Here is a 24,729-nt window from a genome sequence, read left to right as displayed (position 1 = left end):
TTTTTTTTCTAATGATAGATTAATATATGGAATCAATATAGGGACCAGGGGTATGGCTTAAATTTTTTGGTGAAGGAGAATGCCCATTATGCCCAAGCAACCATTTGATGGTAACACTGCAGCTGCCCATGTGGCTTATGCCATGTCTGAGGTGGCTACCATTTACCCCATCACGCCCTCCTCGCCCATGGCCGAAATTGCTGATGAATGGGCCGCCTACGGCCGCAAGAACATTTTTGGTAAAACCCTGAAGGTTATTGAGATGCAGTCAGAGGCTGGTGCCGCCGGGGCTGTCCACGGTTCCCTGGTCGGTGGCGCTCTTACGACCACCTTTACTGCTTCCCAGGGTTTACTGCTGATGATCCCCAATATGTATAAGATTGCCGGTGAACTTTTGCCCACTGTTTTCCACGTAGCTGCCCGGGCCCTCTCCACCCATGCCCTGTCCATTTTTGGCGATCATGCCGATGTCATGGCCGCCCGGCAGACAGGCTTTGCCATGCTGGCTTCCGCCTCGGTACAGGAAGTCATGGACCTGGCCCTGGTAGCCCACCTGGCCACCCTGAAAGCGAGGGTACCCTTTGTCCATTTCTTTGATGGCTTCCGGACCTCCCACGAGATCCAGAAGATCGATGTCATCGAATATGAAGATATGGCCAGGCTGGTAGACTGGGAAGCCATTCGCGCCTTCCGCGCCCGGGCCTTAAATCCGGAGCATCCCCACCAGCGGGGTACGGCCCAGAACCCGGATATCTATTTCCAGCAAAGGGAGGCAGCCAATCCCTATTACCTGGCCACGCCGGGCATTGTCGCCCAGGTCATGGAACAGGTAGGCGCCCTCACCGGTCGTTATTATCACCTCTTTGATTATGCCGGCGCCCCGGATGCTGAGCGGGTTATCGTTTCCATGGGGTCGTCCTGCGACGTTATTGAAGAAACCGTCAATTACCTGGTGGATAAAGGCGAAAAGGTCGGCCTCATCAAGGTCCGCCTCTACCGGCCCTTCTCGGCCGCATACTTCCTTAAGGTGTTACCGGCTTCTGTGAAACGGGTTGCCGTCCTGGACCGTACCAAAGAGCCCGGTGCCGCCGGTGAGCCCCTCTACGAGGATGTCCGGGCGGTCCTGGCGGAAAACGGCAAGGATATCCTTGTCGTTGGCGGCCGCTACGGTCTCGGCTCCAAGGAATTCTCCCCGTCCATGGTCAAGGCCGTCTTTGACAACCTGGCGGCGGACACGCCCAGGAACCATTTCACCGTCGGCATTATCGATGATGTCACCCATACTTCCCTGGAAATCAAAGAGTATATCGACACGGCACCCAAAGGGACTTTCCGCTGCAAGTTCTTTGGCCTGGGTTCCGACGGTACCGTAGGGGCCAACAAGAACTCCATTAAGATTATTAGCGATCACACCGATCTTTATGCCCAGGGTTACTTTGAATATGACGCCAAAAAATCGGGTGGTGTCACCATCTCCCACCTGCGCTTCGGGACCCAGCCCATTAAGTCATCTTATTTAATCGACCAGGCGGATCTCATCGCCTGTCATAATCCTTCCTATGTCACCCGTTATGACCTGCTGGAAGGTATTAAACCGGGCGGGATCTTCCTCCTGAACTCTCCCTGGAGCGCCGGGGAGATGGAAAGCCGGCTGCCGGCTGCCATGAAGCGGACCATTGCCAGTAAGAAACTACGCTTCTTTAATATCGATGCGGTTAAAGTCGCCCAGGAAGTCGGCCTTGGCGGGCGCATCAACGTCATCATGCAGGTCGCCTTCTTTAAGATTGCCAATGTCATCCCGGTAGATGACGCCATCAAGTATATTAAAGACTCCATTATCAAGACCTACGGCAAGAAAGGCGATCAGATCGTCAATATGAACCTGGCCGCCGTAGACCGGGCCCTGGAAGGCCTGGAAGAGATTAAATACCCGGATACCTGGGCCGCAGCCCTGGACGAGGCCGCAGCCACGGCTCCCGGCGATGAGCCGGAATTCATCCGCAAAGTCGTGCGGCCCATTATGGCTTTAAAGGGCGACCAGCTGCCGGTCAGCACCTTTACCCCCGACGGGGTCTTCCCCACCGGGACCACCAAGTACGAAAAACGGGGTATTGCCGTTAATATTCCCCAGTGGCAGCCCGAAAACTGCATCCAGTGCAACCAGTGCTCCCTGGTCTGTCCCCATGCCGCCATCCGGCCTTACCTGGCCAAACCTGAAGACCTGGTTCAGGCCCCGGCATCCTTTGTCACCAGGGATGCCATTGGTAAAGAGGCGGCCGGCCTGAAGTTCCGCATCCAGGTGTCACCCCTGGACTGCACCGGCTGCGGCAACTGCGCCGATGTCTGCCCGGCCAAAGTCAAGGCCCTGACCATGGTGCCCCTGGATGAAGTGGTAGCCGTGGAAAACGAAAACTATAAATTCGCCGGGCAGCTGCCGGAAGTGAAGGTTGACTTCAACCCGGCCACCGTCAAGGGCAGCCAGTTCCGCCAGCCCCTGCTGGAGTTCTCCGGTGCCTGTGCCGGCTGCGGCGAGACGCCTTATGTTAAACTCGTCACCCAGCTCTTTGGCGACCGGATGATTATTGCCAATGCCACCGGCTGTTCCTCCATCTGGGGCGGCAGCGCGCCGACCTGCCCCTACACCGTCAACCGCCAGGGGCATGGCCCGGCCTGGGCCAGTTCCCTCTTTGAGGACAACGCCGAGTTCGGCTACGGTATCAGCCTGGCCGTGGAAAAACGCCGGGAAGAGCTAACCGACGCCATTACCAGGGTCCTGGCCGCGCCTGTCAGCGCCGCCTTCAAGGCCGCCTGTGAAGCCTGGCTCGATGGCCGGGAAGACGCCGACCGCTCCCGGGAGTTTGGCGATAGAATAAAGGCCCTCCTGCCGGAGGAGATCAAGCAGTCCGGGGGCGAGGTTAAAGAACTGCTCCTGGCTATTGACCGGCACAAGGATTACCTGACGAAAAAATCCATCTGGATCATCGGCGGTGACGGCTGGGCCTACGACATCGGCTACGGCGGACTGGACCACGTCCTGGCCAGCGGCGCCAATGTCAACATCCTGGTCCTGGATACCGAGGTTTACTCCAACACCGGTGGCCAGTCCTCCAAAGCCACCCAGACCGGGGCCGTGGCCCGCTTTGCTGCCGGCGGTAAATACACCAAGAAGAAGGACCTGGGTCTCATGGCCATGTCCTACGGCTATGTCTACGTGGCTTCCGTAGCCATGGGAGCCAGCCATACCCAGCTGATCAAGGCTCTAGTGGAAGCGGAAAAATACGAGGGCACATCCTTGGTCATCGCCTATGCGCCCTGCATTAACCACGGTATTGACATGAGCCACAGCCAGCTGGAAGCCAAAAAAGCGGTGGAAGCCGGTTACTGGCCCCTGTACCGCTACAACCCGGACCTGATCAAAGAAGGCAAGAACCCCTTCATCCTCGATTACAAGGCTCCTAAAGCCAGCTTCCGGGACTTCCTGATGGGCGAGATCCGTTACACCTCCCTGCAGCAGCAGTTCCCGGAAAAGGCCGAAGAACTCTTTGCCAAAGCCGAGGCCGACGCTAAAGCCAGGCTGGAGTACTACAAGAAGCTGGCGGAAGGGTAAATCCCAGAACCGGAATCGAGTAGGAGGGGACGGCTAGCCCCCGTCCTCTCACACCACCGGACATGCGGGTCCGCATCCGGCGGTTCACCAAGCTTGACGAAGATAAGAATAGCGCTCGGTTAAGCTCATCAGGCCCTGGGATTGCCAGTAGGCATTGCCCAGGGCTCTATTCATTGGCCCATGGGCCATCCGCCACAGCCCTTTGCGGGCATTGGCGAATTCATGCACTACCCATTCCGGCAATCCCAATGCGCGTAGTTCGCGGTACCTGGTCCGTACTCGCTTCCACTGCTTCCAGAGACACATGCGCAGCCTCCGCCGCGTCCAGCTTTCTAAGTTCTTAAAGATGCTGGGCGTGTCGGCCAGGGCGAAGTACCCTATCCAGCCGCCCAGGTAGGCGTTCAGGCGCTCTATGCGCTCGGCCATCTTTAAGGGTTTATTCCGGGCGGTTATCTCCCGGATTTTCGTTTTCACCCGGTCGATGGTCTGCGGCGCCAGGCGGATAAGGATTACTCCTGCCTTGTGTTTGTACATGCTGAACCCCAGAAATTTCAGCTTCCACGGCCGGTCTACCGCGCTCTTCTGCTCGTTGATCTTGAGCTTCAACCGCTCCTGCAGGAAGTTGCGGATACTGGCCATGACCCTTTCTCCTGCCCGTTTGCTTTTGACGTAGATGTTGCAGTCATCGGCGTAACGGACGAACTTGTGGCCCCTCTTTTCCAGTTCTTTGTCCAGGTCGTCCAGGAGTATGTTGGCCAATAACGGGCTTAAGGGTCCGCCCTGGGGCGTTCCTTCTGCCGTCTCCATGACCACTCCGTTTACCATGACGCCTGCCTGGAGATAGCGGCGGATAAGGGTAAGTACCCTCTTATCTGCCACTTTCCGGGCCACCCGGGCCATGAGGATGTCGTGGTTTACCCGGTCGAAGTATTTCTCGATGTCCAGGTCCACGGCCCATTCGTATCCTTCTTCTACGTATTGCCGCGCCTTCTTTACCGCATCATGGGCTTTCCTTCCGGGACGGAACCCGTAGCTGGCCTCTGAGAACTGCGGTTCGAAGATGGGCGTCAATACTTGCAGGAGGGCCTGCTGGATTAGGCGGTCCATTACGGTGGGTATCCCTAACATCCGTTTGCCTCCCCCGGGTTTCGGGATTTCGACCCGGCGCACGGGCTTCGGTCTGTAGGTTCCCGCGAGCAGTTCTTCCCGGATGCGCGGCCACTCGGCGCGTATTTGGTCCCGCAACCGTTCGGTCGGGATGCCGTCCACACCGGGCGCGCCTCCGTTCCGCTCTACCCGTTTCAGCGCGGCCAGCATGTTCTCCCTGGCCACCACCTGCTCCATCAGGCCGCTACCTTGGCCTCCGCGAGGTGACGTCCCGCTTTGTGCCGGAGAAGAACTCGGCCCTCCCGCGCTCCCCCGTGGCTTCACCACTTCTTCCCGCGGGCAGGCCCCTTGCGGGGTTTTCTGCTGTCTCTGTCCTTCTCGCGAACGCACCGGTTTCACCTCTGACTTGATGTTCGGGCCTTCCCCTGGAGTTCATGACCCCCAGGGTACTATGCCCTCTGCTGACTCCTGCCGGTTCAGCCGTACCTTCCGATACGGTTTACCAGCTCTCCCTGGCTTATCCGGCAGGCCTCCCCGGGTAAGAGCGTTAACCTTCGCCCCGCGCCCGCCCCATATACTCTACCGTCCCTTGGCAGCCTGGGATTTCGCTGTGTTCCGCCAGCTTATCCGAACGGTCTAGCCTCGTATGGGGTTCTTGTTCATCGGGCCGTGGCTTTGCCTCCGGCTTCCTTCGGATCCCACCTCGCGATGGACACCCTTGCCTTTGGCTAGCAGACTGGTGCTGCCTCGCCTGCAGTGGACTTTCACCACTAAGTTAACGCCCATGCCGGGCGCACAGTCAAAAGGGCCAGGAGCGACACACCCCTGGCCCTTTTGTCGTGCTCTAAATTAGTTTAATTTTATCCTGTACACCTGCCGCGGTCTTCCCCTGGCCGGCTGTTCCAGGCCTACTTTTATAGCTATATCACAGGAAGATAATTTTTGCAGTACCCGGTTGGCAGTACGGAGGGTAATCCCCAGGCCTTCCTGAATCTCGGTCGCTGTAACGGCATCCCTCTGAAGCTTTTTTATCAAGCTCTGGATGCGGGTTAAGGTGGCAATACTGAGACCTGTTTTTTCCGCCAGTCCAACCAACCTTTGATCGTCGCTTTTTAAATTAAAATCTAGCTTTTCGCCGTTCCCTATAGGCCCGATTACTTGCTTGTCCTGATTAATAATATAAGCATTACGACCCTTTTTCTGTTTAGATAATAATAATGCTTCCCGGGCATTTTCCTCAGCCTCCAGGGCGCTCCGGCCCATGCCGATACCCATGCTGATACCCATGGCCAGCTTCTTTTCAATCTCATAGATTATGGGAATATCTTCATAAAAATTAGTGTACTCGCGAAAGATGCCTTTGGTAATTAAGATGACAAACTGATCGCCTTCAGTTGGTAACACTGAAGCCTGATAGTTCCTGGCATAATTTAGCAGCTCCTGGTATAAATTTAATTTACGCTGTCTCTTTTCCAGGCTGGCAAGTTCCGGTCCATTTAAATTATAATCCTCAATATCGATAATTTGAATGATTATCTGGTTGCTTTCCGCCGTATAGGCCTGGGCTGCTGCCTGGATGAACTTGAGGGTTTCTTTCATGGCATACAACGTTGGTATTACTTTAAAGGCTGGAATGCCTTCACTTTTTAGTCTCTCATAAACGGAATTAATTGCCGTTACCGCTCCAACGGTTACCCCTTGCAGAAATAAAGATTTATGGAAATTGAAATACTGCTCCTGGGAAAACTCCGTCAGGTCCTTTTCATTAACATATAAATTGCTATAATCCAATTCTAATTCCCGGTAGACTTCCCGTACCTCATCCCTTTTTAACGTATCAATACTGATGCGGGTAATATCTATCCCCTGGTGGAACTTCATTATAAAGAACACGCGATAAAGGCTGGTCCCATTAATGGGGTAAAAAAATATTGGTTTGGAAGTTATTCCTGCTTTTCTAGTTTCATGATAGGGTAAAAAGCCGGTAAATAAGAAGCCATCCACCTGGGAGTCATGTTTTTCTACCAGGGATAAAGTTTCCCCTTCATGCTTGTAAGGCAATGTTACCGGGGTAATACCTGCCGTATCCCGGGAAAGTTGATAGCTCTGGTTCACCAAATCATCAGGGCCGATGATCGCCAGTTTAAAGGGCATATAATTGGAAGATCCCCCTTGAATTAAGCAATACTAAAACAAGTATATCATAACCCTCCTTTTTTGTCTTGTAAACATAAAGACACCACCCTGGAAGGTGGTATCTTTACGCCTTAGTTTATTTTTTACTCTGCTCCTCTTCGGCAGCAAAGAAACGCTTTACTATCGGTTCCGGCGGAGGTTCGGTGGCCAGGCTGACTGCCACAATTAAAATAATGGCTATCATCCCAGGACCAGACAGGGGTATTTCTACCCAGATAGTTCGGCTTGAGGTAGTAGATAAGGATGTTGGCTAAAATACCCCCCACGATGGCCGCCGTAGCGCCGTATTTATTGACCTGCTTCCAGAAAAGGCTGAAGAACACTTTGCCCCGGCTTTTTTGTTTACAGCTGCTGACCAGGAAGTGCAGTATTTTCTAGCATTGAACAGGCTTCAATATGATTTTGAGGCCTTTCTTCTCGCTAAATAACCGGAAGCCCTCCTCCCATTCCGATATGCTCAGGATATGGGTAATCAAAGGCTTAAGTTGGATCTTGCCCTGTTCTACTAACTTCAGCCCCCTGATCCAGGCATCACGGGAATGGGAAAGGGACCCTGTTAGCTTTATTTCTTTATAGCAAACTTTTTCCAAATCAATGGTTACCGGCTTGCCAAAAAGGCCTACCTGGGTATATTTGCCCCGTTTCCTGACCAGCTCCAGCCCCATATTAACAGCAGGTGCAGCCCCGGAACACTCTAAAACTACATCAACCCCCCGGCCATCAGTAAGTTCCTGTACTACCTGTTTAATATCCTGCTGCTGGATATTAACAACCCCATCAGCCCCAAGGGCCCTGGCTATTGCCAGCCTTTCAGCATCAAGATCAGTACCGGCCATAATGATCGTAGCCCCTTCGGCTTTGGCCAGTTGCATGGTAAGCAAGCCGATGGCTCCCGGCCCTGATACCAGGACTACGTCTCCGGCCCGGCATTTAGTCTGGTCCAGGACGGCATGGGCGCAGCAGGCCAGGGGCTCACTCAAGGCGCCTTCTTCAAAGGAAATATTGTCAGGAATCTTAAAAACAAATTCCTCATCGGCTACGAGATAGCTGGTAAAAGCGCCATCCAGGTCCAGACCCTGGGCCTTGCGCTCTGGACATAAAGGGTAATGGCCCGTATGGCACAGGAAGCAGCGGCCGCAAAAACGGCATACATTTTCCGCCGTTACCCTATCACCCACCTTAAACCTGGTTACCTCCTGGCCCACTTCAACTACCTGGCCGCAGAACTCATGGCCAAGGATGACAGGGGGAGTGGTGGCAAAAGTATCATGGTAAACATGAATATCAGTGCCGCAAATGCCGGCGGCCTTAATGGCAATCTTAACCTGGCCCGGCCCGCACTCCGGCTCCGGTACCTCGCGCAGGGCAATATTATGGGGACCACGGGCATACTTAACTAGAGCTTGCATTGGTATAGCCTCCTATCACAATAATTTACTTAAATGGTATTGGGCCCTCAAGCCAGCATGGCCAGCAGGTTCTCCGTGGCCGCCCTGGCTGTCTTTATTACGGCCTCCCTGGTGTGCGCACCCATATGGGGAGTTAGAATAAAATTATCCAGTTGCAACAATTCATGTTCCCCGGCTGGTTCCCGCCAGAAGACATCCATGGCTGCCCCGGCAATGACTCCTGTCCTCAAGGCCCAGAGCAAGTCGTCTTCTTTAACCAGAGCACCGCGGGAAGTATTAATGAGACAGGCCGTATTCTTCATCATCGCCAGTTCATTCCTGCCAATAATTCCCGCCGTAGTAGCACTTAAGGGGAGATGGAGGGATACATAATCAGCCTGGCTAAGGAGGGTAACCAGGTCAGTCACCTGTAACTGATAACGGCTGGCAAAGCCGTCATCGCTGAAGTAAGGATCATATACAAGGACGTTCATTTCCAGGCCCCGGGCCCTTCTGGCAACCTCCCGGCCAATATTACCGCAGCCAATCAGGCCCAGGGTTTTACCTGCCAGTTCCACCCCCATAACTCTCTCCCAGCGGCCTCTTTTTACGGCTGCTACCGCATGGGAGATATGGCGAGAAAGATCAAACATCAGGCCAATGGTTAACTCCGCCACCGCCACCCTGTTGGTACCAGGAGTATTTTGGACTTTGATGCCCCGCCGGGCCGCTGCTGCCAGATCGATATTATCCATGCCGGCGCCATATTTGGATATAGCTTTTAACTTTGGCGCCGCCTCCATCACAGCTGCCGTCACCGGATCGACTCCAACCAGAATGCCATTTACGTCCGGGACCAGTTCCACCATCTCTCTTTCGCTTAAGGGTCGGCCGCGTTCATTGAAAACTACCTGGTAACCCTCCAGGAGTTCCTTCATTTCAGCACGAATTTCCAGATAAGACCGGGGTGTAATTAAGATTTTACTACCCATTGCCTTGCCTCCAATCAGTGACACCGCAGCCCGGCCAATTTTTTAAACAGGAGCGCATTGGCCGCATAGATTTCCTCATATAGCTGGTAGACCCTTTGATACTGCCGGACATTAGTTGCTACCGGCTTCTTAATATCCTTGACGGTGGGCTGGTAATCCAGAGAGCGGTAATCTTTAATAAGGCCCAAGGCTTTAAGACCCATTATGACAGCCCCTAGGGCCGAGCTGTCGTAGGTCTGGTAAGCAATTATGCGCCTGTTAAAGACGTCGGCCATAATCTGCAACCAGAGATCCGAATTAGTAAAACCACCGTTGACCAGCACCTCCGGGAAGGTGCCCATTAATTCTTCCAGGGCGCGAAAGATGGAGTACATACGGAAGATAACCCCCTCCAGTACCGCCCGGGCCATCTCCTTCCGGCCATGGGCAAGATCCAGGCCAACCATTAAGCCCCGGGCATAAGGATTCCAGTTAGGGGACCTTTCGCCAGTTAAAAAGGGTAGAAAGATAAGCCCCCGGCTGCCGGGGGGTACATCACGCGCCAGGGCATTAATGGCCTCATAATCTTCACCCGTGCTGCCAAAATTATCCCTGAACCAGTTTAACGCCAGGCCGCCATTATTAATTGCCCCTCCCACCAGGTAGGTATCCCGGTCCAGCATGTAGCACCAGGTCCGCTGCCGGGCATCAAAACGCGGTTCCGGGGAGAAGACCCGGATAGCCCCGCTGGTACCGATGGTGGCCACGCAGCTATTGTTAATTAAACCGCCGGCACCAAGATTGGCCAGGGGGCCATCACCGCTACCTACAACGAGGGGTACATCCGCTCCCAGGACAACGGCCGCTTCTCTGGTCAAGGTGAGGGTAGTGGTACCGTCCACTAATCGTCCCAGTTTGTTGTCTTCCAGGCCCAGCAAAGCTAATAATCCTTTTTCCCAGGCCCGGGTATATAGATTTAACAGGCCGCTGCCGCTAGCCAGGGAATAGTCAACCACCCATTGCCCCGTCAACCTGTAAAGAACATACTCTTTGATTGTGATGAAGCCGGCGGCTCGCTCTATAATATCCGGTTCATAGCTCTGCCACCATCGCAGCCTGGCCGGAGCATAAATCACATGCGCCGGGCACCCGGTCTGGAAATAGAAATGCCGGGAGGCATATAGCTCCTTTAATTCCTCGCTACACTCCAGGGCCCTGGTATCAGCCCAGGTAAGGCAACCGGTAAGAGGGGTAAAATCCCTATCTACAGCAATAAGGGAGTGTAATGCTGAACTGATGGCCACAAAAGCTATTTCCCCACCGCGGGACCGGGCTGCGGCCAGGGCTTCCTTCAGGCACTGCATTACTGCTGCCAGCACTTCCCCGGGGTCAAGTTCAGCCCTGCTGGTACCCTCAATAAGCAGTCTATAGCCGTGGGATATCCTGTAAACTACCTGCAGGTCCCGGTCAAAAAGGATGGCTTTAGTTGACGAAGTACCGATATCCAGACCGCAGTAGAAACTTTCCCCCACCGGCCTTCACTCCTCCCCTACCAGGGGCAGGATATCCCCGCCATGGCGCAGGACAATTATGGAAGCGTCTTTACCCTTCATGGCCAGGGCCATATCCAGGGCAACCCGGGGTGAAGCGGCCGGAATAAAGCCGATCCTGGCGGCTGTCTCCTTATTAATACCCTGGCTTACCAGGATGCCTGTCCCTTTTTCTTTTATAACCTCGCCCACGTGGACCAGGTGAGCGGCCACGGTTAAATCCTCAATCTCTCCCCTGGCCACCAGTGCTTCTACTTCCGCCAGGCTACCATAACCGAACTGCTCAATCTGCGGGTGCTGGACGGCAACTCCCTCGGGGCAGGGAGTGACGAGGATAATAATGCCTCCTGGTTTTAAGGCCAGATTGCCGGAATAGATGCCCTTGGCCGCCTGCCACATCTCAATATCGGCTGGATAAGAGTCGGTGATGACGATATCAGCCTGTTCCGGGATGTTGACGCCGTAAATCCGGCGCGAAAGCATGGCCCCCTGGCGGTGGGCGGCTACTAAATCCCCTATTACCAGGCCGGCCACCCGGCCATCGGGCGACAGGACGCTGTTAATAATCAGATCCAGTCCCGCCAGGCGCGCCACGGCGTCGATTTCCTGGCGCACCTCATTCTCCACCTGGCCCAGGATTTTTTCTCCCTTGACCCGGGCGCTCAGCCAGTGAGTCTGCCCGGTGGTAGCTGCGGAACTGATACCCGGCTGGATCATCTTGCCGCCGCCGCTAAAGCCGGCCACCCGGTGCGGTACGATACTCCCCAACGCCAGCAACAGATCGCTTTCCACAGCCAGGCGGTTGACGATCACTGGCGTGCCCTTGGCGGTACAGCCAAGGTGGACCAGGTTCCCTTCATCACGATAGTCATGCTGGACGACTTTTACCCGGCCATAAATATCCGGGCCAACTTTAGCTATTAGCTCTGCCGGGCTCAGCCGGCGGTGGGTCCCCAGGCCTACCAGCAAAGTTATATCTTCTAAGCCAATACCTGCTTTGGCCAGGTGCCGGAACAAATAGGGCAGGATCTTTTTGACCGGTGTAGGCCGGGTATTATCATCAATTACTACTGTTACCTTTACCCGGCCACCTGTTGCTCCTTTTTTAGCCCGCCGGCAGATATCTACCAGAGGTCCCGTATCAATGAAGTGCTGAAAACCATTGCCTATAACCTCATCTTCATCCACAGGAGCCGTTTCCCGGGGGGCGAAAACCCCAAGAAAATTCCCCGCCGGTACCTCTAACGGTTCAAAGCCGGGGTAGGGAAAAGTCACCTGCATCCTTCCTGCCCCCTTATGCCCAGGTAGGCTCGCTTGACAGCCTCATCATGCAGTAATTCCTGACCGCTACCCTGGCAGATTACTCGCCCATTTTCCAGGACATAGGCATAATCGGCAATCTCCAGGGCCTTGTTAGCGTTCTGTTCCACAAGTAAGATGGTAACGCCCCGCGACCGGATCTTCTTAATCAACTCGAAGATGCCGCGCACGATTAAAGGCGCCAGTCCCAGGGAAGGCTCGTCCAGGGCCAGCAGTTTAGGGCGCGCCATCAACCCCCTGGCAATGGCCAGCATCTGCTGTTCGCCGCCGCTTAAAGTACCGCCGTACTGCTTCTGCCGCTCCTTGAGAATGGGGAACAACGCAAAAACTTCTTCCAGGGCCTGCTGGACTTCTCGACGGTTTCGGTTGAGATAGGCCCCGGCCAGCAAATTTTCGCGTACAGTTAAGCCAGAAAATATCTTTCGTCCTTCAGGAACCTGGACCAGTCCCTGGCCTACAATAACGTGCGGCAGGCGCGATAAAGGAGCACCCTTAAACTTAATGTCCCCTGACTTAATACGCACCAGCCCGCTAAGGGCATTAAGGAAAGTGGATTTGCCGGCCCCGTTGGAGCCAATCAGGCTGACAATCGAGCCTTCTGGCACGGAAAGAGTCACCCCGTTAAGGGCCGCTACTTTACCATAGCTAACGTAAAGATCCCTTACTTCTAACATCCGTCAAGCCTCCTCTCCCAGGTAGGCTTGCAATACTTCTTTATTGGTCTGTATTTCCCCGGGCGTTCCTACAGCAATGGTCTGCCCGAAATTTTGTACGTAGATCTTTTGACACAGGTTCATAATGACTTCCATTTTATGCTCAATGATAATGATCGTTAGCTGTAAATCGTGGTAAATCTTTTTGATTAACTGGATAAGGTCACTTACTTCTTCCGGATTTAGGCCTGCTGCCGGTTCATCCAGGAGTAACAGGCGCGGCTTATTAACCAGGGCCCTGGCTATCTCCAGGCGACGCTGCAAACCGTAAGGGAGGTTTTCCGGTTTCTCAGGAGCGTAATGGCTCAGGTTTACCAGTTCGAGACATTCCCGGGCCACCCTTTCCAGTTCCCTTTCAGCTCTGGCCACCCGAGGTAGCTGCAATAAAGCCTCCAGGAGATTGTAAGGGGTACAATAATCCCGGGCTGCTTTGACGTTATCCAGGCAATTAAGCCCTTTAAACAGCCTGATATTTTGGAATGTCCTGGAAATGCCCAGCCGGACAATTTGGTGCTGTCTCATATTGCTAATATCCCTGTTGTTAAAAAAGATCTGTCCGGCATCAGCTTTATAAATACCCGATATCAGGTTTAAAATAGTAGTTTTACCGGCGCCGTTGGGGCCAATGATACCTGTTATTGACCCCTTCTCTACTTCCATATTAAAATTTTGAACGGCTTTTACTCCCCCAAAGTTTTTATTGAGGTTACATATTTGCAGCAATTACCAGTCCCTCCTATTAGTTAACTTCCGGTTTGGGGGCTGTGGCTGCCGGTTAGTGCTTGCGCCGGAAACTGAGCTCATATTCGTCAAAGAGCCCGGTTGGCCTGAAGTTCAGGAGAACAACAATAATAAGGCAATAAGCCGCGATTCTCCATTCGGAAGCAAACCTCAGGACTTCGGGCAAAATATTGAGCAAGAAACCGGCTACAACCGCGCCGGTCAAACTGTTGACGCCGCCGAAAAAAACCATGATCACCCACTCGGCCGATTTGGTCCAGCCGAACATCGCCGGTTCCACATAAGAGGTAAGAAAACCATACAGAGCACCGGCATAGGAGGTAATTATGGCGCTGATAATAAAAACCTGCAGTTTGATGCGGTAGACATCAATACCGACAGCGGCCGCCGCCAGCTCGTCGTTTTTCAAGGCCAGGCACTGGCGGCCAAATTTCAGCCTGCGGAAGTTGTTAACCATCCAGATAACAGCCCCAGTAGAAAGAGCAACCATTAACAGGTTTGTTTTGGGCGGGATACCCGAAAGGCCCATGGCGCCGCCGGTGACGTTAACAAAGTAATTCAACAGGCCTGCTACAGCTTCGCCAAAACCGAAGGTAATCAGGGAGAAAAAATCCCGATTCAGCCTGAGGGTAGGAATGCCGATAATCAGCGCACAGAGGGTGCCGCTGGCAACACCGATAATTATGGCCAGGGGAAAGGGGACATTAAACTTGATTACTGCCAGTCCCGAAATATAGGCGCCAAGGGCCATAAAGGAGGCCTGGCCGAAAGAGAATAATCCCGTCAGCCCGGTCAGCAGAAATGTCCCTAAAACGCCGAGGAGGGTTATTAAGGCGAAGCTCAGCATGGAAGTAAACAGGGTCATGCTCTCCCTCCTAAGCCTTATCTCTCACTACATTACCGGCTATTCCCTGGGGCCGGAACATGAGAAATACCAGGGTCAGGATAAAAATAAATACGGAAGAAAGGCCGGCACCTACGGTAGAAACCAGATAAACTTCTACCATCCCCAGGATGAAGGCCCCCAGCACAGCTCCTTCCAGGCTACCCAGACCGCCCAGTACCGAAGCTATCCAGCCCTTCACCACCATCTGGCCTATTTGGGGGTACAGGGTGTAGCTGATTCCTAAAAAAACGCCGCTGATACCGCCCAGGAACCCGGAAACAAAGAAAACCAGGGAGATAATCTGGGAAGTATTCATCCCCATCAGCTTGCTGGTGTTGACATCAAAGGAAGCCGCCCGTACGGCAATGCCAAAGGAGGTTTTCATAATCACCCACATCAATACCAGGAGCATCATACCGGAAATTACCAGCATGAGCATGTTCATTACCGGAATAGTAATACTACCCATTCTAACTACCGTATTACTGGCCAGGCCAGGATAGGCATAAAAGGTTGACCCCTTAAAAATAGTAATGATATTTTCCAGCAACATGCCCACTGTAATGGAACTGACAAAATAATAGATCAGGGGGCCATTACTATTCCTAATGCGACGGAAAGCCACCAGTTCGATAATGACCGCACACAGGCCGCCAAAGAGAGCCGTCAGCGCCAGCGTTACTAAAAGGGAGAGATGAAAGGTGCTGGCCAGAAAATAACCGAAATAGGCGCTTACCGTCATCACACCGCCGTGGGAAAAATTGCTGAACTTGAGGATATTGTAGACCAGGGCAAAGCCTACAGCGATCAGGGCATAAACGGCCCCCACGGAGATTCCATTGATCACCTGTTGCATGGACGTCCCTTCCTTCATTTTCCTGCAGAGGGGAAACCGGAATAACCCGGTCACCCCTCTGCAGGCTGTCATTTTATTTCTGGGCTGGAGGCAGGTATTTCTCCAGGCTAACGTATTTGCCTTTATCGATTTTCATGATCCACATGGACAGCCCTAAAGGCCTATGGGTAGCGGGATCGATAGAGATATTACCGGTATACCCCTTGACATCTTTAATATTTTCCAGGGCACTGCGTACAGCCTCGGGATCTACTTTACCTGCTTTCTTGATAGCTTCCGCGATTACCAGAATGTTATCGTAGCCAAAAAAGGCATGAAGAGGCGCGTCTTCATTGAACTTGCTTTTATATTCCCCCAGAAATTTTTTGACCTCCTGGTCATCAAAGGTAACATTATTGAGGAAATAAACGTCAGTAATGCTTTTGTCGATCAGGTCAATCAGAGGATAAAAATAGGAGTTGTTACCTATAATGGGTATATTTATACCCAGTTGTTTAGCTTGATTGAGAACCAGGGCATTCTCTTGCAAATAGTTGGGTACATAGATAGCGTCGGGATTGGCATTTTTAATCTTGGTCAGCTGGGCCTTTAAATCTTTATCCGTGTTCTGGAAGATTTCTTTGGCCACTATTTGCCCGCCATGCCCCTCCACATATCTGGTAAAGGGAATCACATGGGAAACAGCATAGGCATTGGCCTGGTTATAAAGTATAGCTATCTTTTTTAACTGTAACTTATCGACGGTATAGCTGGCGCTGATTTCCGCCTGCTGGGAACAGCTTGGCTCACCCAGGAACATATATTTCCAAGGAGTGCCGTCGTTTTTGGTGGTAGCTCGTTCATCCATGAAATCTCCAAAAATAGGTACTTTTTTCTGCTCTGTAATGGGAGCCAGGGCAATGCCAATATTGCTGGTCGGCGGCCCCATAACCGTTACAACCTTATCCTGGTTTACCAAGCGGTTGTAAGCATTAATGGCCTCATTAACATCATTTTTGGTATCATAATTGACTAGTTTAAGCTTTTTGCCCAACACCCCGCCCTCACTGTTAATTTTGTCGATGGCCATTTGCGCGCCGTTGACCACACCTTTACCCCACGCAGCTGTAGATGAACTAATGTCCTGGAGGGAGCCAATTAAAATATAGTCTCCAGCCACGCCGCCGGTCTGGGCCGGGGTGTTATTGCTTTTACCCTGATTGGCATTCTGATTTCCACCGCAGCCCGCCAGGCCCAGGGCCAACACCAACAAAAGCATAAGGCTAACAATCTTTCTCAATTCTGACCCTTCCTTTCTTATAAATTTTGTTGAAGGCTGAAAACTAAGCTGGCAGCCTGTGCATCAAGATACAAAGTGGCGCCTCCATGTTGCCTCAAAATTGAGGCCGGGCAGCTTGGAGCAATAGGCCCATTGAGGGCATGATAAACAGCCTCCCTCTTCCTTTCCCCGGGGACAATCCCGACAATCCACCTGGAGGCCAGCAAGGCCGGTATGGTCAAGGTAATGGCTCTGGCCGGCACCTCGTCGATTGTAGCAAAACAACCGTCATTTACCTGCTGCTGGCGGCAACGCTCATCAAGTTCTACCACTTTGACGGCTAGAGGATCATTAAAATCAGCCACCGGGGGATCGTTAAAGGCAATATGGCCGTTCTCGCCAATGCCCAGGCAGGTTATATCCACCGGGTACTGCTGCAAAAGTTCGCTGTAGCGCTTACACTTTTCTTCCACCCCCTCTCCTGCATCCAGGTAATAAACCCGGCCAGGCCTGACCCTGTCAAATAAATATTTTTTTAGCCATAAACCGAAACGCTGGGGGGCTCCGGGCGGCAGGCCAATATATTCATCCATGTGCATAGCCACCACTCGTGACCAGTCTATCCCCGGAATTGAAGATAAGGCCTCAAGAAATTCTGCCTGGGAAGGAGCTGCGGCAAATACCATATTAACGGTTTCCTTTTCAGAAAGGATCAATTTAATTTTATCAGCCACTTCCCGGGCTGCCGCGGCCCCCATTTCCAGCCGATTACTGTAGACCCTGACTTTTAGCCTGTCTACCAACCATTCTTTAACTGGCTCTAATTTTTCTTCCACCGCTCTCTCTCCTTCATTATTACTCTTAAAAAGATATCGCTTTCCGCGTACATAACTGCTTACAAATACCACAGCCAAGGCATTTCTCTGCCTGGACCACTGCTTTATGATCGATTATGGTAATAGCCTGACAATGACCCGGCAGGGCGCAGCGACCACAGCCATTGCATTTATCCGGGGCTATGCGGGGATAACCCGGAACAGCTTCCAGTTCTGAAGAGGGGCGCAGGTACTGCAGGGATTTGCCGATTATCTGCCGGTAATCAGAATAACCCATGTCTTGCATATATTTTTCTATACCTGCCACTGTCCGGCGCACCACCTCCCAGCCATACCACATGATAGACGTGCAATAGGTAACCAGGGTGGCCCCCCACATCATCATCATGATGGCATCTTCCACATTGCCCAGACCGCCACCGCCAATAATTGGCAAATCCGTTTTCATGGCCACCTGGGCCACCTGGGAAAAGCTGATCAGTTTCGTAGCCGGGCCGCCAAGGCTGCCGTGGGAAGCACCATTTAAGAGTTCATAACAGGGGCGTCCTTCATGGTAAATATCCACCGGAGGTAAAGATGATTGCCCTCCTGCCAAACAAACACCATCGGCCCCGGCTTCCTGGCAGGCCCGCGCAATAACGGCAATGTCCGTTACATTGGGGGTTAATTTAGCCACCACCGGGATTTTAACAACCGCCTTAAGGGCACTAACAACCTGCTTTACCAGAACCGGATCCTGCCCCGTAACCGCTCCCCCATGTTCCGTACTGCTTACTGCGTCAGCCCCTTTAATGCTCTTGGTGGCCAGACCGACGTTGGGACAAATGAGGTTGGCTTCAATCAGGTCGGCACCTGCTTCTTCATGTTCCCTGGCCAGCCTCTGCCAGCTTTCCAGGTCACCGCTATCGCTGGTGATGTTGACAAAAATTTTTAATTCCGTTTGCTCCTTGGCCTGTCGGACCAGTTCCAGACCTTCCTCCAGGTCAAGGCGGCGATCATAACAGATAATACTAGCTTCTTTAGGTGAATTATACATGCGTAATTTCCCGTAGAAGGGCTGCTTGATAAAGGTAAGCTTGGTGCTTACAGCAGCAGCACCATGGTCTTCGGCCATCTTGAGCAACTCTATCTTACTGGTCAGGGGACTGGAAGCAACTACAAATGGGTTCTTGAACTTGACTCCGGCAAATTCTAACTCCATATAATACGCTCCTTTTATAAAGTTATCTGCCGGCCCTCGCGAGCCGAACGGTAAATAGCCTCGATTACTTTTAAAACTTCCAAACCATCCTCTCCCCTCAGCCCTTTCATTGCCGGTTTATCCTGCTGCAGGCAGCTCATAAAGTGCCTGATTTCACCGATGTAGCCCAGCATCAGCCTCTCATCCACTGCCGGTTTCGTCCATCCTATGGTAGTTTCGGCTTTCTCCACCGCGTAGTCAAATCCAACCCGTGAATAGGCAGTAATGGGCGAGGACATGGTCAAATCAATATGCAACCGGCCTTCGGTACCGTAAAATTCAATTATATCATTCATTCCACCCAGGGTAATATAATTTGCTTCGGCGATGGCCGTAGTTCCGTCGGCAAAGCGTAACAGGGCCGCCGCCCAGTCTTCGCCCTCCATATCCTGGTGGACAAAATTGCCCGCCCCGCCTCCGGTTGTCATGGCCACCACTGCTGTCGGTGTTCCCTTCAGGGCCACGAGAAACCCGACGGGATGGACACCCAGGTGGATCATGGCGCCGCCGCCGCAGAAGCGCAGCTTTTTGGCAAAGGGAGAATGGGAACCGCTATGGCTTTCTTTTGCTTTAATAAACAACGGCTTCCCTATCGCTCCCTGGTTGATAAGCTCCTGGGCCCTGAGCAACGCCGGGGCAAACAACCAGTCTTCGGCATAATAAAGCTGTTTATGTGCCTTTTGTGCTGCCGCCACCATACGCTCGGCTTCTTCCACTGATGTCGCCAGAGGTTTTTCGGAAATAACATGCTTGCCGGCAGAAAACGCCTTTTCAGCCATTTCACAATGTAAAAAATTGGGTAAACAGATATCGATTACATCAATTTCGCCTAAAGCAAACAACTCATCAGCATCACCAAAGACGTACGGAATATTGTAGCGCCGGGCAAAATCCCGGGCCAGTTCTAGATTGCGATCGCAAACAGCGACCACCCGGCTGAGCTCCTGGCAGCGCAAGTAACCATCAATATGCAGTTCCGCGCTGAAGGCAGCTCCCAGCAACCCGACCTTAACTTTTTCCAAGGTAGTACCCCCCCTTTATATCCTCCCTGTTTGACAGGGTCATTTGCCTGCTCAAGGGTGAGTGCTGCGGTATAAAACTCCCCCACAGGCTTTACGAGTTATTGTAAGGTGTACGTTGTCTATCTTTTTCTGTTACCCGAGGTCTAATTATAGTAATCGATTACTACAGAAGCAAAATTATATCCTCAACCAACCGGTTTAACGCTACTTCTCTCTACTAAAACGGGCTCTAAAATGATATTAGCCTGTAACGTCTGGCTTCCTGTAAGCTTTTTAATTAAATATTCAGCGGCCAGTTTCCCCATTTCATAGGTGGTATAACTAACAGTAGTTAAGGGTGGATTGGTAATTTGAGAAAAAAAGATGTTATCAAAGCTTACCAGCGACAAATCTTCGGGCACTTTTACCCCCCTGCTGGCCAGTTCATGCATCACACCATAAGCCGTCATATCATTGATCACCAAAACAGCCGTCGGCTTTTCATATGCTGTCAGTAGTTTGGCCGCTATTTTTTTCCCATTCTCAAACTCATAGACCTCACCATTTCTTTCCACTTCCGTATCGGCAATAACAACCCATTCTTTATTTATTTTTATTCCCTGTTCCCGCATGGCCTTCAAGTAGCCTTCATAAATCAATTTCCTGCTCTTTCTGGTCAAGGGCGCTGACAGGAAGCCGATGGCCCGGTGCCCATTGGCAAATAAGTGCTGCATGGCCAGATAACTGCCCTTTTCGTAATCAATGAGCACCTTAGTACAATCAAGGTCCTCGACTTCTTGATCAAAGGTAACCACCTGCAGGCCCCTATCGATATATTGCTGGAGGTAATCGTGTTGCCTGGCTATAGAAGCAACGATCAGCCCTTTAACCTGCTTTTGAAAAAGCAGATCAATATAGCGTTTTTCCTTCTCCTCATCCCGGAAGGAATTGCAGAGAAGCATGCTGTAATTGTTTTGATTTAACACCTCCTCTATTCCCAGGATAAGAAGCGAATAGAAAGGATTGGTAATAGTCGGTATAATAACACCAACGTCGCTGCTACTATGATTTTTAAGATAACGGCCGATTAAATTGGGGCTATAGTTTAATTCCCGGGCTACTGCCAGAACGCGTTCCTTCAATTCCTCGCTGATTGGATAGCCATCATTGCGCAATACCCGGGAAACTGTTGCCGTCGAGGTGCCGGCTCTCCGGGCTATTTCCTTAATAGTAACTCTGGCCTGCTGCTTCAATGAACTCACACCGTTCGATAGTAATCGTTTACTATAAATATCTATTCTACGTCTTTCTTAAAAATCCTTCTGGCCAGGCAGGGAAAAGAGAAAATAATTTAAGGCGGGGTTCGCACCAACCCCGCCTCGCTTTTGGTCATACCACTTCTAAGGCTTCATTTTACCTGGGAAAATAACGGCTGCCGCCGGTACCAGGCGGCAATGTCCGTAAAGCGGATTATACCCTCCTCCCGGCCTATCCCCCATCGCTCCCGCAACCAGGCCATCACCGCCACCAGGCCATTATCCGGGTGGAAGAACAATTCGTGCAGCGCTTTCCGGGTGCGGCTACCCTTACGCATCCGGTATTGATTCGCTGGTAACTGAAAATAGGTATGAATTTCCCCACAGAGGCAACTCCGCAGGGCGTATTCCACCATCATGCGGCCGGAATTGATGTTGCCGGTGGCGCAGATGGGGATATCCCGCGCCTGGAGGCTGCCCCCTGATTCCCGCCGCCGGAGGGCAGTCAGTACCGCCAGGTTGCGATCGCTCAGGTCGTAGCCACCGTAGGCCACCCCCTGCTTGCCCTCAAAGACCCGTTCAGGATCGAACAACCGGTTGAAACAGACCAGGAAGTCCGCTCCCGGCCTGTCACCCTCAGCCAGGCAGCGGGAGAGCATTTCCAGCTGGAAGTCTTCCCCGTACATGGCGTTCATCAGTTTAAGGCCAAGATAAATTTCCCCCGCCTGACACCACTTTTTGATCCGGGCCGGGACCTCACTGAGCCAGCGGAGGATATTTTCCCGGTCCTTGCTGACGTCCGCGCCCGCCAGGGTGGGGCTGAAATCCTTTTCCAGGGGCATCGGCAAGTCAGGGTTGACCTGCTGCCACACCCGTAGCAGCTCTCGGGTTGTATATTGATACTCTTCTTCCTTATAGGCTTCCCCAGCCGCGGGCAAGTGGTACTTACAGGAGGGGACTATTGGGATGCCATACTGCTTGCCCACCTGCAGCGCATCCCGCATGAAATCCAGATAGGCCGCAAAGCTCTTCTCCCAACCCCGTCCCTTCCAGGTAACCGTCCATCCCTCTTCACCTCGCCGGCTAATGATCCTCTCCACCACCATGTGAGGAGCTGCCACCTTCCACTGGCCCATGGTCGAATGCCCCGCCTGGTCCTGGGCGATAACAGTCTTTAAAACCACAAACCCCAGGCCGGCCTGGGCATCCCCGGTGACCTGGGCCAGGTTGGTGGAAAGCTGGCCGGAGGCCTTACCAAAGGGATTCTTGATGGGGAACCGCCCGTAACGACTGGAAACATCTATTCCATATTGTTCCAAAATATATTCTTCCACCTTCTGGGGTAGGGAAGAATCGCCAAAGCGCTCATAGTCGGCAATTATACGGCTCCGAATACGGGTATCCAGATCTAAGGTTGCCGGCAGCAGGTAAACATCGTTCATCAATAATTCTCCTCTTACAGCAGGTTCAGGTCCTGGAGGGTTTCCCGGATGTGGCTCCGTTCCGCCTCTGTGATCCCCGGTCCGAAGGGGTCATAAGCCGCCCCGGCGGGAATTACCCCTTGCAGGGTCAGGATATATAGCATGCGCTGGATATACCCCTCCATCGGATGCACAAAAGTGCACTCAGCCAGGCGGTCTACCTGGAGCATCAAGCGGACGAATTCCTCATAACGCTCCTCGCCGAAAGCCTTCAGCATGGCCACCTGTGGCCCCGGGCAGGCTGCTCCCAACCCCACCAGAGCACCGTCGGCTCCCAGGGCGATGGTATATCCCAGCATCCTATCTTCCCCGGTAATCAGCTTAACGGCAGGATAATCCCGCCGGATCAGGTTGGCTACGTCCTGGTAGGTCATTACCGAATCCAGGGTAGCCATTTTGATGCCGGCTACCTGGGGAAGGGCAAATAGTTCCTGCAATACAGCGGGGGAGTAGGTAATGCCCCCGGCTGCTTCGTAAAGGTAAAAGAGGATAACGGGAACGCCCAGCCCGGCGATCATACGGTGGTACGCGATAATCTTTTCCTCCTGGCCTATTGTGCCGCGGTAAAAGGTAGGTGGATATACCAGCAGGGCGTCCGCCCCCAGGTTGCGCGCCTGTTCCGCCATTTCCATGGCCTGCTGCAAAAACAACTTTTCCGCATCAGCCGCCGTACCGGGTGACACACGGGAGCCCACACCGCAGATAATCGGCCTGTCGTTACCAATGGCCTCCCGCCAGCTCCAGTAGACATACTCCCGCTGTTCGCTGGTAAGGAACAGCCCGCGCCCGGTGTGAGCCCACACCGCCACACCGGTCACCGGCTGCCCGGCCAGGTAGCGGCTATAACTTTCCTGGGCTAGCCGGTCAATGGTACCGTCCTGCCGGAAGGGGACCGGTACAGCCGGAAAAAAGGACTGCCGCAGCCTTTCCCGAAAAACGTCAACATCGCGCATGAAAACCGCTCCTATTTGAATAATTTACCTCTAGCTTGCCGCCAAATACATAAATCTAGTTCCAGCGCATTTTAGCCCGTCCCGGAGTACCCGCCGTTGGGATAAAGAACATCTCTTCCAAGTTTTGGGGAAACATAACTGTCCTTAACCAAGAAATGTTAGCAATTGCCGGATAGAAAGGTATACTAACCAGAGGAATGCGACCACAGCAATAATATTGCTAACCAGATTATTTCTCAATTCGCCCATAAGTTGCTTGTCATTAGCCAACAGGATCATTACCCCGGCCAGGAGGGGAACCCCTAGAATAGTGGTAGCCTGGGCCATGATTAAAAGCTGGATAGGATTGGTCTTATAGATGGAAGCAACGGCTGTTCCCAAGATCATCACCAGAGAAGCCAGTAATTTAGGCCATTTACCGTCCATGGTGCTGCCGATGCCCAGGCCGTCGGCCAGCATGGTTCCCCCAATCATGGCGTTAACAATAAACGAGGAGAAAGCCGCCGCCCATAAACCAATGAGGAATAACCACTTGGCCAGGGGGCCCAACAGGGGTTCTAACTGCAGGGCCATTTCAACAGCAGTGTTTACTTTAATCCCTTTAGGCAATAACACCGCCGCCGAAGTAATCATAATCACCATAGTAATGGCACCTAAAACAATAATACCGGCAGTAGCGTCCTGCATGGCCTTACGGTAGTCATCTTTCCCCCAACCCTTCCCTTTCACCAGGTAAGCTTGAAAAGCTGCCGCGGCGACACTAAAAGTGGTGGCGGAAATAGCAACAACAAGACCGAAATTGCCCGGCTTGCCAGGTATGAAACCTTTAATAATACCTGCGCTATCGGGCCTGATCATCAATAGGTTCCCGACAAAGGATATGATCATAACTGCCACCAACGCCATCATCAGCTTTTCTAGGACCTGGTAAATGCTGCTCGAAGACCACATCAGGGCAAGGGCAACAATCGTAAAGATGACTGCCCACAGGGCCACCGTCCCGCCGAACATGGAAGACATGGCCAGCCCGACACCAAGATTATTACCGGTTTGAAACCCGGCACAAATCAGAAAACCGGACAACCCTAGCAATACGGCCAGCCACCTGCCATACTTTTGGGTCACAATTTGCATCAAAGAAGATTGGCCCGTGGCCACCCCGATAGCGGCTCCCATCCTGGTATAAAACACCATCATAACGCTGGCCAGCAATACCGCCCATAAAATGGAATAGCCCAGCAGGCTACCGGCTTTAGTGCTGGTAGTAATACTACCCGGCCCCAGTACCACTGCTGCAGTAATAAAAGCAGGCCCGATGAGTGATAGGATCTTTTTTAAAAACATAACCTTTTAACCCCCTATCCTTATT

At 52.5% G+C, this 24,729-nt stretch carries 19 protein-coding genes; 1 reads left to right on the top strand and 18 read right to left on the bottom strand.

The annotated features are described in order from the left end of the window. Positions 1–88 precede the first annotated feature (88 nt). The gene (nifJ, locus tag MGLY_RS07050) at positions 89–3,607 is read left to right on the top strand and encodes a pyruvate:ferredoxin (flavodoxin) oxidoreductase (RefSeq protein WP_156272675.1); all 3,519 of its coding nucleotides are present in this window, start codon (positions 89–91) and stop codon (positions 3,605–3,607) included. An 84-nt stretch (positions 3,608–3,691) separates the two neighbouring features. On the opposite strand, the gene ltrA is transcribed toward nifJ, so the two are convergent. From ltrA to MGLY_RS06960, 18 genes are all read right to left on the bottom strand, one after another. After that, positions 3,692–4,951 carry a group II intron reverse transcriptase/maturase gene (gene ltrA / locus MGLY_RS07045; protein WP_277997837.1) on the bottom strand — a complete coding sequence of 420 codons (1,260 nt, stop codon included), beginning with the start codon at positions 4,949–4,951 and terminating at the stop codon, positions 3,692–3,694. 612 nt (positions 4,952–5,563) lie between these two features. Further along, the gene (locus MGLY_RS07040) at positions 5,564–6,868 is read right to left on the bottom strand and encodes a helix-turn-helix domain-containing protein (protein WP_156272674.1); all 1,305 of its coding nucleotides are present in this window, start codon (positions 6,866–6,868) and stop codon (positions 5,564–5,566) included. A 416-nt stretch (positions 6,869–7,284) separates the two neighbouring features. Then, positions 7,285–8,319 (bottom strand): zinc-dependent alcohol dehydrogenase, encoded by a 1,035-nt coding sequence (locus MGLY_RS07035; protein WP_156272673.1) that lies wholly within the window; start codon positions 8,317–8,319, stop codon positions 7,285–7,287. A 47-nt stretch (positions 8,320–8,366) separates the two neighbouring features. Then, positions 8,367–9,290 carry a phosphoglycerate dehydrogenase gene (locus tag MGLY_RS07030; RefSeq protein ID WP_156272672.1) on the bottom strand — a complete coding sequence of 308 codons (924 nt, stop codon included), beginning with the start codon at positions 9,288–9,290 and terminating at the stop codon, positions 8,367–8,369. 14 nt (positions 9,291–9,304) lie between these two features. Continuing rightward, the gene (locus MGLY_RS07025; protein ID WP_156272671.1) at positions 9,305–10,801 is read right to left on the bottom strand and encodes a gluconokinase; all 1,497 of its coding nucleotides are present in this window, start codon (positions 10,799–10,801) and stop codon (positions 9,305–9,307) included. 6 nt (positions 10,802–10,807) lie between these two features. Then, entirely contained in the window at positions 10,808–12,100 is a 1,293-nt protein-coding gene (locus MGLY_RS07020; RefSeq protein ID WP_156272670.1) for a nickel-dependent lactate racemase family protein, read from the bottom strand. After that, a complete protein-coding gene (locus tag MGLY_RS07015; RefSeq protein ID WP_156272669.1) occupies positions 12,091–12,813 on the bottom strand; it encodes an ABC transporter ATP-binding protein in 723 nt (240 codons plus the stop codon). Before MGLY_RS07015 ends, MGLY_RS07020 begins: the two co-directional genes overlap by 10 nt. A 3-nt stretch (positions 12,814–12,816) precedes the next feature. Then, the gene (locus MGLY_RS07010; protein WP_156272668.1) at positions 12,817–13,575 is read right to left on the bottom strand and encodes an ABC transporter ATP-binding protein; all 759 of its coding nucleotides are present in this window, start codon (positions 13,573–13,575) and stop codon (positions 12,817–12,819) included. A gap of 52 nt (positions 13,576–13,627) precedes the next feature. Then, positions 13,628–14,458: a branched-chain amino acid ABC transporter permease gene (locus tag MGLY_RS07005; RefSeq protein ID WP_156272667.1), complete on the bottom strand. Its 831-nt coding sequence runs from the start codon at positions 14,456–14,458 to the stop codon at positions 13,628–13,630. Between the two features lie 10 nt (positions 14,459–14,468). Further along, positions 14,469–15,335, bottom strand: a complete 867-nt coding sequence (locus tag MGLY_RS07000; RefSeq protein WP_211662103.1) for a branched-chain amino acid ABC transporter permease — start codon at positions 15,333–15,335, stop codon at positions 14,469–14,471. A gap of 73 nt (positions 15,336–15,408) precedes the next feature. After that, entirely contained in the window at positions 15,409–16,614 is a 1,206-nt protein-coding gene (locus MGLY_RS06995) for an ABC transporter substrate-binding protein (protein ID WP_156272665.1), read from the bottom strand. Between the two features lie 17 nt (positions 16,615–16,631). Continuing rightward, positions 16,632–17,429, bottom strand: coding sequence for a glucosamine-6-phosphate deaminase (locus tag MGLY_RS06990; protein ID WP_211662102.1), 798 nt, complete (start codon positions 17,427–17,429; stop codon positions 16,632–16,634). Between the two features lie 25 nt (positions 17,430–17,454). After that, positions 17,455–18,630, bottom strand: a complete 1,176-nt coding sequence (locus tag MGLY_RS06985; protein WP_156272664.1) for a hypothetical protein — start codon at positions 18,628–18,630, stop codon at positions 17,455–17,457. A 14-nt stretch (positions 18,631–18,644) separates the two neighbouring features. After that, positions 18,645–19,691, bottom strand: a complete 1,047-nt coding sequence (locus MGLY_RS06980) for a Gfo/Idh/MocA family protein (RefSeq protein ID WP_156272663.1) — start codon at positions 19,689–19,691, stop codon at positions 18,645–18,647. A gap of 185 nt (positions 19,692–19,876) precedes the next feature. After that, positions 19,877–20,923: a LacI family DNA-binding transcriptional regulator gene (locus MGLY_RS06975; protein ID WP_156272662.1), complete on the bottom strand. Its 1,047-nt coding sequence runs from the start codon at positions 20,921–20,923 to the stop codon at positions 19,877–19,879. A 155-nt stretch (positions 20,924–21,078) separates the two neighbouring features. After that, entirely contained in the window at positions 21,079–22,368 is a 1,290-nt protein-coding gene (locus MGLY_RS06970) for a beta/alpha barrel domain-containing protein (protein WP_156272661.1), read from the bottom strand. Positions 22,369–22,382: 14 nt separating this feature from the next. Continuing rightward, entirely contained in the window at positions 22,383–23,360 is a 978-nt protein-coding gene (locus tag MGLY_RS06965) for a dihydrodipicolinate synthase family protein (RefSeq protein ID WP_156272660.1), read from the bottom strand. A 144-nt stretch (positions 23,361–23,504) separates the two neighbouring features. Next, complete coding sequence (locus tag MGLY_RS06960; protein WP_156272659.1) at positions 23,505–24,704, bottom strand: Nramp family divalent metal transporter; 1,200 nt, start codon at positions 24,702–24,704, stop codon at positions 23,505–23,507. Positions 24,705–24,729: the final 25 nt, after the last annotated feature.

The organism is Moorella glycerini (assembly GCF_009735625.1).
In the GTDB taxonomy this organism is placed as follows: domain Bacteria; phylum Bacillota; class DSM-521; order Neomoorellales; family Neomoorellaceae; genus Neomoorella; species Neomoorella glycerini.
This window is presented reverse-complemented; position numbering and strand designations above follow the sequence as displayed.

Bases quoted from the DNA above. Each gene is read 5' to 3' on its own strand.
- nifJ (WP_156272675.1), top strand. From the start codon at position 89: ATGCCCAAGCAACCATTTGATGGTAACACTGCAGCTGCCCATGTGGCT.
- ltrA (WP_277997837.1), bottom strand. From the start codon at position 4,951: ATGGAGCAGGTGGTGGCCAGGGAGAACATGCTGGCCGCGCTGAAACGG.
- MGLY_RS07040 (WP_156272674.1), bottom strand. From the start codon at position 6,868: ATGCCCTTTAAACTGGCGATCATCGGCCCTGATGATTTGGTGAACCAG.
- MGLY_RS07035 (WP_156272673.1), bottom strand. From the start codon at position 8,319: ATGCAAGCTCTAGTTAAGTATGCCCGTGGTCCCCATAATATTGCCCTG.
- MGLY_RS07030 (WP_156272672.1), bottom strand. From the start codon at position 9,290: ATGGGTAGTAAAATCTTAATTACACCCCGGTCTTATCTGGAAATTCGT.
- MGLY_RS07020 (WP_156272670.1), bottom strand. From the start codon at position 12,100: ATGCAGGTGACTTTTCCCTACCCCGGCTTTGAACCGTTAGAGGTACCG.
- MGLY_RS07015 (WP_156272669.1), bottom strand. From the start codon at position 12,813: ATGTTAGAAGTAAGGGATCTTTACGTTAGCTATGGTAAAGTAGCGGCC.
- MGLY_RS07005 (WP_156272667.1), bottom strand. From the start codon at position 14,458: ATGACCCTGTTTACTTCCATGCTGAGCTTCGCCTTAATAACCCTCCTC.
- MGLY_RS07000 (WP_211662103.1), bottom strand. From the start codon at position 15,335: ATGCAACAGGTGATCAATGGAATCTCCGTGGGGGCCGTTTATGCCCTG.
- MGLY_RS06985 (WP_156272664.1), bottom strand. From the start codon at position 18,630: ATGGAGTTAGAATTTGCCGGAGTCAAGTTCAAGAACCCATTTGTAGTT.
- MGLY_RS06970 (WP_156272661.1), bottom strand. From the start codon at position 22,368: ATGAACGATGTTTACCTGCTGCCGGCAACCTTAGATCTGGATACCCGT.
- MGLY_RS06965 (WP_156272660.1), bottom strand. From the start codon at position 23,360: ATGCGCGATGTTGACGTTTTTCGGGAAAGGCTGCGGCAGTCCTTTTTT.
- MGLY_RS06960 (WP_156272659.1), bottom strand. From the start codon at position 24,704: ATGTTTTTAAAAAAGATCCTATCACTCATCGGGCCTGCTTTTATTACT.